The 746-nt window shown below is 37.3% G+C and carries 1 protein-coding gene; it reads left to right on the plus strand.

All coding sequences use genetic code 11. The features are described from left to right. Nucleotides 1-7: 7 nt before the first annotated feature. On the plus strand, nucleotides 8-746 hold a 739-nt coding region (locus FKZ59_RS15055), incomplete at its 3' end, for an ATP-binding protein (RefSeq protein ID WP_246045924.1).

Below are 746 nucleotides of genomic sequence, written 5' to 3' on the forward strand. Positions count from 1 at the left end.
CTTTGATGTGCAGGTATGCAATCCAAGAAGTGGCCATGAAAAAGGAAATGTTGAGAATAAAGTTGGATATATACGCTATAACTTTTTTACTTCAGCTCCAATAATGGACAGCTATGAGGGTTTAACTAATCAATTATTTCATAAATTAGAGGCGGACAGAAATAGAATTCATTATGCCAAAAACGTACGTATTGAGGACTTATGGCAGGAAGAACGGGATTATCTTCTAGCATTACCGGAAAAGCCCTATCCTGTATTTAAAGAGCATCTTGTTAAAGTAAACAAATATAATGAAGTGAAAGTGGATCAGACGTTGGTTCATGTCCCTAAGGGTGGCAACTATAGTCAATTACATGAGGAGGGAACCGAAGTTGTTCGGTCCACTCGTAATCATGTTATTGAGAATCGAGAAAATGTAGTTTTAGTTGGTTCACCCGGGACAGGGAAGACTCATTTAGCCACAGGACTAGGGAAAAAAGCTTGTGAACTAGGTTATGAGGTTCGTTTTTACCGTGTTGCCCACCTAGTTGAGGAATTAGAGCAAGCTTTACGTAACAACCGTTTATCAGCATTTAGAAAACGGATGGAGAAGGTTGATTTGGTCATTTTAGATGAAATGGGATACTTACCATTTAGTAAAGAAGGAGCTGAATTATTATTCCAAATTATATCGGAGTTTTATGAACAGAAAAGCGTAATTATTACATCTAACTTAGAATTTAGTCAATGGAACCGGATCTTTACAG

Origin of the sequence: Ureibacillus terrenus, from assembly GCF_006569205.1 — a bacterium.
Taxonomy (GTDB): Bacteria; Bacillota; Bacilli; order Bacillales_A; family Planococcaceae; genus Ureibacillus; species Ureibacillus terrenus.